We start from the raw sequence: 8028 nt of genomic DNA on the forward strand, positions 1-8028 counted from the left end.
TTGAAACGCCGCTATGCCAATGGTCAGAAACTGTTTTATTTAAAACCGAAGAAGCGAGGTGAACTAAATGCGTTTGAAGAAGAGCAAAACCGCCAATAAATCAGTGAAGCTCGATTGGGATTACCAACCGCCTAAAATCAATGGTGGCAAAGAGACCATTGATGACATGAGCTTGGTGGTGGGTATGTATGGTAACTACGAAGTTACCAAAACGGGTAATCTCGTTGGCATTTTGGAAGTTAGTGGGATCAACCTGGATCTACTTAATGAAACCGAACAGCAAGACGTCTTTGAGGACTATGGTGCGTTTCTGATGAGCACCTTAGGTGAAGGGGTTGATGACACCTTACAGTTCTTAGAGCCGACGATTCCCGTCAATATGACGGCTTATCTCAATGGTCTCAAACGGCGGTATCTCACTTTACAAAAAGATCACCCCGAGCAACAGTTCAAAATCCAATTAATGGCCAGTTACTTGGATCACTTTACTAAAGTCCAAGAATCCAAAAACATGACGACTAAGCAACACCTGCTAATCGTTAAGGTGCCAATTAAAGACAAAAGTGTTAAGAGCTTAAACCTAGCGGTCACTCATTTAGACGAAAAGATCGAACAGGTTAAACGAGACATTGAAAATGCGTTAACGGATTTTGATGTGACAGCCAAAGCTTTGACTAGTCAAGAAGTCCAAGAGATTTTAAAGAACTTGATCAATTTCAATGGATAGGAGGCAACAGTATGAGTTTTGGCGATAAGGTCATTGATTTGTTCATGCCAACCAAGAAAGAAAGTCAGCAAAATATTGAACCAGCAGTTAACAAGCATAAACCGGAGGTTGAAGACTTTACCAAGCTGATTGATCGCGATAGCTTGCATTCACTATTTCCATTTAGCTGGGAACAGTACCCCACCTACGTCCAGTCGGGCGAGAATTTTATTCGGGTGTTAGCGATTGCCGACTATCCTAAGCGGGTGTATGGCAACTGGTTATCGGAGTTAAAGCGCAAAAAAGGCGTTATCGATATTGTGCAATATATCGACAGCGCCAGTAACAATTCAATGATTACCTATTACAAGAAGACGATTCAAAATAAGGAAGCGCAGAAGCTCAATACGTTCGACCCGTATAAAAAGAAGATTCTGCAAAATTATATTGATTCGGCCAATATGCAACTAGATAAATACCTTGATAATTCTACCACATTTGTCTATCAACATATGCTGGTTTATCTGCGGGCCAATAGTTTAGCAGAGCTAGACGATTTAACCGAAAACGTCAAGAATACGTTGATTAAGCTACAAATGAAACCGCTAGTGCCCGTTAAAGCAACCTTTCAAGCTTTTTGGTCAACCATGCCAATTAACGAGAACCTCATGGGGGATTACACGTACAAAGAAAGTAATACCGAAGTTGCCAGCAGCATGTTTCCCTTTGATGACGCAGAAATTTTGGACTTGAAGCCGAGAAGCGATATTGAAGGGGTTAACAAAGATACGAACAGCTTAATTGCCGTAGATATGTTGGATCGCAACAAGACCCTTAATCAAAATCAAGTCATTATCGGGACGTCCGGGGTTGGTAAAACCACCTATATGATTCAGAAAATCCTACGCTACGCCATTCAAGACTATCAAATCTACATTATTGATCCGGAAAACGAATATACCAAGATTGTCGAAGCCCTAGGTGGGGCAGTCTTGCACCTAACCTCGAATGCTAAGTACAAAATTAATCCGCTCCAAATCTTTTCCGAAGAAATCCTCAGCGCTGATGAAGCGGTCACGAACCTTGATTTACTAGTCAAAGACAAAATCCAGCGATTAAAGGGGTTCTTTGAAGTCCTTAAAACCGGGATTACCCAAGTTGAACTGGCAATCCTTGATGATGTCGTTAAACAAGCTTACGTCAACAGTGGCGTTTTGAAATATAGCCGCTTAAAAGAAATTAAAGATGATCAGTGGCCGACCTTATCCAATGTTTATGATGAGTTGGAAAAACTGGCAGATAAGGACACTGACAAATTCAGTCGGGTTAAAGACTTTTACTACATCTTAGGTAGTTATACCCATGGCTCTAACAGCCTATTTGACGGACACACCAACGTTAACTTAAAGGGGAAGATCATTTCCTTTGATTTAAAACCCCTGCAAAGTGAACAGGAAGTCCAATCTGCCGCCTATCTAAATACCTTCCAATATTTGTGGGACGAAATCACTAAAGATCGGCATAGCCGCAAAAAACTGTTTGTTGATCAATTTCACTTTTTGACCTTACACAAAGCGGCCGCAACCTTTTTCCATCAAGCCTACAAGCGGTTTAGAAAGTACAATGCCGGAGCCATTGCCGGAACGCAGCAAATTCAAGATGTGATCGAAGGCACGACAGATACCGGGCAGAACATTGGTGAAGCCATTATTGGGAACTCCTACACCAAAGTGTTCTTTGGTCTTGACGGTAAAGGCGTTGATGATGTGATTACCAAATTGCGTATGACGTTCTCGGATAAAGAAAAGAAGCTACTAGAACGCAGACGACAAGGCGAAGCCCTGATGATCTATGGTAGCCAACGCGCCTTTATGCGTGTCGAGTTGACCGAAGAAGAACTACGACTAATCGACCCAGAAGCTTACCAAAAAAAATATCACCGTGAGACAGCCGGACAACCGGATTATCAAAAGCGCGTGGTCTTAACACCTAGTGAAATTGACGCTTTAACTACCACCGAGGAGGAAGGAGGGACTTTAAATGAGTAAATCAAATCAGCTATTAAATATCGAGGTTGGCACGTTCAAGCGACAGGGAAACAAGTTAATTCTCGAACTCAATCACAATCAGTTTCGATACGACCAGTTGAGTGAGCTAAACGAATTAAAGGAAGCTGATGCCAAGTTCTTACAGTTAGTTAACGTGGTTGAGCAAGACCAGAAGGTTGTTTTAACTTATATCTTGCCGGATAAGGTCAGATCATTAAAGGAATTACCACATGAAAATAAAGCAATCCGGTCAGCGATTGCCAAGGAAATCATGACGCAAAAGGTGGTTAACGATAGCCAGTATCACATTGCGTTGAACCCAGCTAACCTGTGGTATTACCCAATGCAACATGTTTGGTACGCCTACCGGGCCAATGAACTCATGCCTTATGATGACAAGCATAGCAATTTAGCCAAATACAAAGCACTGATTCTGTTTTGCTTGACGGGGACGCCCTATGAACGGCTACTAAGCAATCCCCAAGAAGCCTTGGCCAAACACCCGGACGACTATTTACAACAAGTAGCTAAAGCTACGTCGTTAAATGAGTTAACGGAAGTGGTTAATGGCATTGAGGACTTTGTGAGCTATCACGAATGGCAGGAAGTTGAAACGGCCCAGCAGAAAACCAAACAACGTTTATGGTTGAGTATGGCCGGGGTGGCGATTGTGGCCGTTTTGGCCGTCGGCTTAGTCCATAAAAGTGACGAACGAAAGTATCAAAGCTTAGCTAACCAGAACCAAGCCCAGGTCACGCGATTAAAATATAGCGGTCAAATTCAGACCGCTTTAAATGATCAAAAGTGGTCGGAAGCGCAAAAAGATATGAAACGGGCCGGCTATCCTTTAACTAAGCAAGTCAGTGTCTTTTTAAAGCATCGTCAGTACCAGCAAGCCTTAAACGTTGACCCAAGTCAGTTGAACAAGGTTGTTAATGCGGCTTATGCCAACCAAGATAGCAGTCAAGTGGCCGATTGGCAGTTACCAACTAAGGCGACGAGTAAGCAAAAAGATCAATTGAAACTCGAAAAAGCGATTGTTAATTATGATACCAATACGCTTAATAACCAATTATCCTTTACGACGAACGCTGATGTTTTATTGAGAATGGGACAAGCCTTCCTAGCCCATAACGATACGCAAGACGCCCAGACCGTCCAAACCAAATTAGCTGGGGTGAACAGCCCTAAAGCCCAGTATCTCAAAGCGCTATTAAGTCTCAACTCTGCTAAGAACGAAGTTAGCGACGCCCAAAAGAAGTTAGATGACGCCAACAAGATTGATGGCAGTAAAGATAAGGATAAAGACAAGAAGGTGGATTCGGCTAAGTCGGACTTAAAGAATGCGCAGAGTGACCAATCAGCAGCGCAAAAACAAGTTGATCAGGCCAAGCACAAAGTGGGTGATTAAATGCAAGTACTGTCTTTCGAATATAAGAAAAAGAAGTGGAAGTTGATTGCTTATATTGTGGGTGGCGCCCTTCTGCTAATCATCTTGCTAATCGCCGCGATTACTGGTCAGCTACAAGAAAACAGTTGTGATAACTCAACCACTACAGAAACACAGTTAGATAGTAAGAGCATGACAGAAAATGCCAAAAACATCTATGCCCACTGGAAACAAAAGTATGGTGCCACCCCACAAGCGGCCGCCGGTATCTTGGGGGTCTTACAACTAGAAAGTCGCCTTGATCCCAAGTCCGTTAATTCCAGTTCCGGGGCCACGGGCTTAGCCCAGTGGTTAGGTGGTCGAAAAGATAAACTGGAAGATTTAGCCCATAAAGAAAATAAACCAGCGACCAATCTCGGGGTACAGTTGGATTATCTCGACCAAGAATTGAACAGTAGTTACTATGCGTCAAACAAGCAGATTTTTAAATATACGGACGTGCATAAAGCGACCAAAGCCTGGTTAATGGATTACGAGGGTATGAGTAAGAACCCGGAACAATGGTATTTAAGCCAAAGATACGGTTATGCCGATCATTGGTATTCCATGTTGGGTGCAAGTGATCCCGTGGCCGGTAATACGTTAGATAATGCAAGTTCCGGCAATCTGACCGAACTAGGTTGTGATAGTGACCCGAGCTATTCCGGTGGCAGCATTGTTAAAAACGCGGAAAGTATGAAGGGCGACTTCTATTATGTTCAAACCCACCCTAGCCCCGATTTAGGTAGCGATTTAAAGAATCCTAACAAAACCGGTGGGACAGATTGTTCAGGCTTTGTCTGGTTAGCCTTGAATAAGGCTGGTTACAAGGTACCGGCCAACATGGGCTGGTTTACCGGCACGATGGCCAGTGACGCCAAAGGCAGCCATCAATATCTGAAACAGATCAGTGAAAATGACGCAAAGGCCGGCGATATTGTCATCGTCAATCAAGGTGCGGGAGCCGGAAACAACGGTCACACTGCCATTCTGCTAGATAAATGGCAAGGTAAAGCCACCAAGATTATTGAGCAAGGTGGTACGGGTGATAAAGTTAACGAAAGCACTTTTGGCACCGCTTTTTATAGTTTATTGAACGGTAGCGATGTAACGTTAGCCCGGCCAATCAAGAAGTAAGGAGGACGAGTAAATGAAACGCAGCATGGTTTTAAGTATTGCGATTGGTAGTTTGATCTTAATCATGTCATTAGGGGCGAATGCCTATCAACATAGCCAAGTTAAACAGGCACAACAGCAGATTAGTCGGCTACAAAAACAGAAGCGCCAAGTTAACCAGCAATTGACTAAAGCCAACCAACAAAAGCAGTTATTGAGCACCCAAATTGACAGTTATAAGACCTACCAAAATAATAAAGACAAAAGTCAGGCTGAATTGAGCTTTAATACGGTGGTCACCAAGTTCTTTGACGTCATGAATAACTTTAAGCCCAAGACCTACGGTCAGCGTAAAGATGGCGTTAAAGACTTGATTTCCGACAAGTTGTACCAGCAATACTTTTCAAATAAGGGCACATATGGTGATAGCAATAGTGTTTCAGCTAAGTTAAATCAACTGAACCTGTATACGCAAAGTAAGCAGGGGCAAAACATGAAGGGCTTGGCCGTCATTAGTTATGAAAGTAAGAGTGGCGACAACGACTGGCAAAAGGCGACGGTGCTTTATCAGGTGACTTTCGATACCACCACGGATCGAATCACCGCGGTCCAAAATTTAGGTAGTAGTTTTAAAGCCAGTGACCTTAATTAAGCGGGTTGGTAAGGCCCTACCGGTAATCGTGGTGGTTTTAGCCGTTAGTGGTTTTGCTAGTCATCAATATGTGAATCACGTGGAAAAGCAGCGATCAGTTGTGACGCTAGCTAAGCATGCTAACAAAGTCCTGTTCTTTTACCGTGATGATTGCCCAGATTGCCAATCAATCTTTCATCAGATTTATTGGCATAACGTCATCAGTCGCAACATCATTTTTATCAACATGAATCAGCCAAAGAATCGGCATTACATTCAGCAATATCAATTAACGTCAGTCCCAACCTTGATTCATGGCAAGCAACGGTATGCTGGCACCAAACCGTCACAAATTAAACGAATCGTAGGTGATTAGCAATGAAAGATAGAAGCATAGCTGTGATTAAAGCCAGTTGGCCGTACCTACTAACGCTAATCATTGGCTTGTATTTAGCGGAGACTTTAGCTGGATCCGTCATGGCCTTGTCGCGCTATAAACTAACTTTTGCGGATCATATGCCAACGGTGTTAAAACAATTAGCTTTACACCCCTGGCATTATTACAACTTGTATTTGGGCCAAAAGAACCCAGTACTAATTATTGTCAGTGTCGCCGTGATCCTATACACCATCTATTTTGCCTTGAAACGAAATAGCAAACATAAAGCGTGGGAAACTGCGGACACTGAAACCCACGGGAGTGCGACCTGGGGTGATCTAAAAGAGTTGAGTGACCATTACTTTAGTATCAATGCCAAAGACCTCACCACAGCATTTAACAAGAGTACCAAGGCAGAAATTCTCAAATCATTAGTGGATCGAGAAAAGTCAGCGAAGGGGGCAGATTAACATGAATGGGACAATTTTAGGGATCGTGGATAAACGGATTGTTTACCAGAATAATAGTACCAAACCCAACCGGAACATTTTTGTGGTCGGGGGCCCTGGATCATATAAGACCCAGTCAGTCGTCATTACCAACCTGTTTAACGAAACGGAGAACAGCATTGTGGTAACTGACCCGAAAGGTGAATTATACGAAAAGACGGCCGGTATCAAACTAGCCCAGGGTTATCAAGTGCATGTCGTCAACTTTGCNGTACCAAACCCAACCGGAACATTTTTGTGGTCGGGGGCCCTGGATCATATAAGACCCAGTCAGTCGTCATTACCAACCTGTTTAACGAAACGGAGAACAGCATTGTGGTAACTGACCCGAAAGGTGAATTATACGAAAAGACGGCCGGTATCAAACTAGCCCAGGGTTATCAAGTGCATGTCGTCAACTTTGCCAACATGGCGCACAGTGATCGCTACAATCCTTTTGATTATATTCAACGGGATATTCAAGCTGAAACCGTCGCCACGAAGATCGTTCAGAGTGAAAATGCCGAAGGCAAAAAAGACGTATGGTTCAGTACCCAGCGGCAACTTTTGAAGGCACTAATCCTGTTTGTTATGAACCACCGCGCGCCCGACCAAAGGAACTTGGCCGGTGTAACGCAAGTCTTACAAGAAAACGATGTGGAGGCCGAGGAAAAGGGCGCAGATAGTCCGTTAGACACCCTGTTTCTTGATCTAACCATGTCTGATCCAGCGAGACGCGCTTATGAGTTAGGGTTCAAAAAGGCCAAAGGCGAAATGAAGGCCAGTATTATTGAAAGCTTGTTGGCGACCATCTCGAAGTTCGTTGACAAAGAAGTGGCTGATTTTACCAGCTTTTCAGATTTTGATTTAAAAGAGATTGGCAACGACAAAGTTGTGCTATATGTGATTATTCCGGTGATGGATAACACTTATGAAAGTTTCATCAATCTATTTTTCTCACAATTGTTTGATGAATTATACAAATTAGCCGCCGATCATCACGCTAAATTGCCCCACCAAGTTGACTTTATCCTTGATGAATTTGTCAATTTAGGGAAGTTTCCCAAGTACGAAGAATTTCTAGCGACGTGCCGGGGGTACGGTATTGGCGTGACGACCATTTGTCAGACCTTAACCCAGCTACAAGCCTTGTATGGCAAGGATAAGGCCGAAAGTATCTTAGGTAATCATGCGGTTAAAATTTGCTTAAATGCCGCTAATGACGTGACCG

Annotated in this window: 8 protein-coding genes and 2 pseudogenes; all 10 read left to right on the plus strand. The window is 43.3% G+C overall.

Annotated elements, in window-relative coordinates:
* Window positions 1–99, plus strand: a pseudogene (locus tag OXT66_RS09220) (conjugal transfer protein); the annotation flags it as partial.
* On the plus strand, window positions 68–727 hold the full coding sequence (trsD, locus tag OXT66_RS09225; protein WP_268597024.1) for a TrsD/TraD family conjugative transfer protein: 660 nt from the start codon (window positions 68–70) through the stop codon (window positions 725–727). The pseudogene OXT66_RS09220 and the gene trsD, both read left to right, overlap by 32 nt.
* An 11-nt stretch (window positions 728–738) precedes the next feature.
* Window positions 739–2754: a VirB4 family type IV secretion system protein gene (locus OXT66_RS09230; protein WP_268597025.1), complete on the plus strand. Its 2016-nt coding sequence runs from the start codon at window positions 739–741 to the stop codon at window positions 2752–2754.
* Window positions 2747–4165 carry a conjugal transfer protein gene (locus tag OXT66_RS09235; protein WP_268597026.1) on the plus strand — a complete coding sequence of 473 codons (1419 nt, stop codon included), beginning with the start codon at window positions 2747–2749 and terminating at the stop codon, window positions 4163–4165. The genes OXT66_RS09230 and OXT66_RS09235 overlap by 8 nt, the downstream gene beginning before the upstream one ends.
* Window positions 4166–5320, plus strand: a complete 1155-nt coding sequence (locus OXT66_RS09240) for a phage tail tip lysozyme (protein ID WP_268597027.1) — start codon at window positions 4166–4168, stop codon at window positions 5318–5320. It abuts the gene before it with no gap.
* A 13-nt stretch (window positions 5321–5333) separates the two neighbouring features.
* Window positions 5334–5951: a hypothetical protein gene (locus OXT66_RS09245; RefSeq protein WP_268597028.1), complete on the plus strand. Its 618-nt coding sequence runs from the start codon at window positions 5334–5336 to the stop codon at window positions 5949–5951.
* Window positions 5938–6306, plus strand: a complete 369-nt coding sequence (locus OXT66_RS09250; protein ID WP_268597029.1) for a thioredoxin — start codon at window positions 5938–5940, stop codon at window positions 6304–6306. The genes OXT66_RS09245 and OXT66_RS09250 overlap by 14 nt, the downstream gene beginning before the upstream one ends.
* A gap of 2 nt (window positions 6307–6308) precedes the next feature.
* Window positions 6309–6779 (plus strand): conjugal transfer protein, encoded by a 471-nt coding sequence (locus OXT66_RS09255; RefSeq protein WP_268597030.1) that lies wholly within the window; start codon window positions 6309–6311, stop codon window positions 6777–6779.
* 1 nt (window position 6780) lies between these two features.
* A complete protein-coding gene (locus tag OXT66_RS09260) occupies window positions 6781–7140 on the plus strand; it encodes a type IV secretory system conjugative DNA transfer family protein (RefSeq protein ID WP_419146389.1) in 360 nt (119 codons plus the stop codon).
* Window positions 7032–8028, plus strand: a pseudogene (locus OXT66_RS09265) (VirD4-like conjugal transfer protein, CD1115 family); the annotation flags it as partial. The gene OXT66_RS09260 and the pseudogene OXT66_RS09265, both read left to right, overlap by 109 nt.

Source organism: Lentilactobacillus senioris, assembly GCF_026798195.1.
GTDB classification, from domain to species: domain Bacteria; phylum Bacillota; class Bacilli; order Lactobacillales; family Lactobacillaceae; genus Lentilactobacillus; species Lentilactobacillus senioris_A.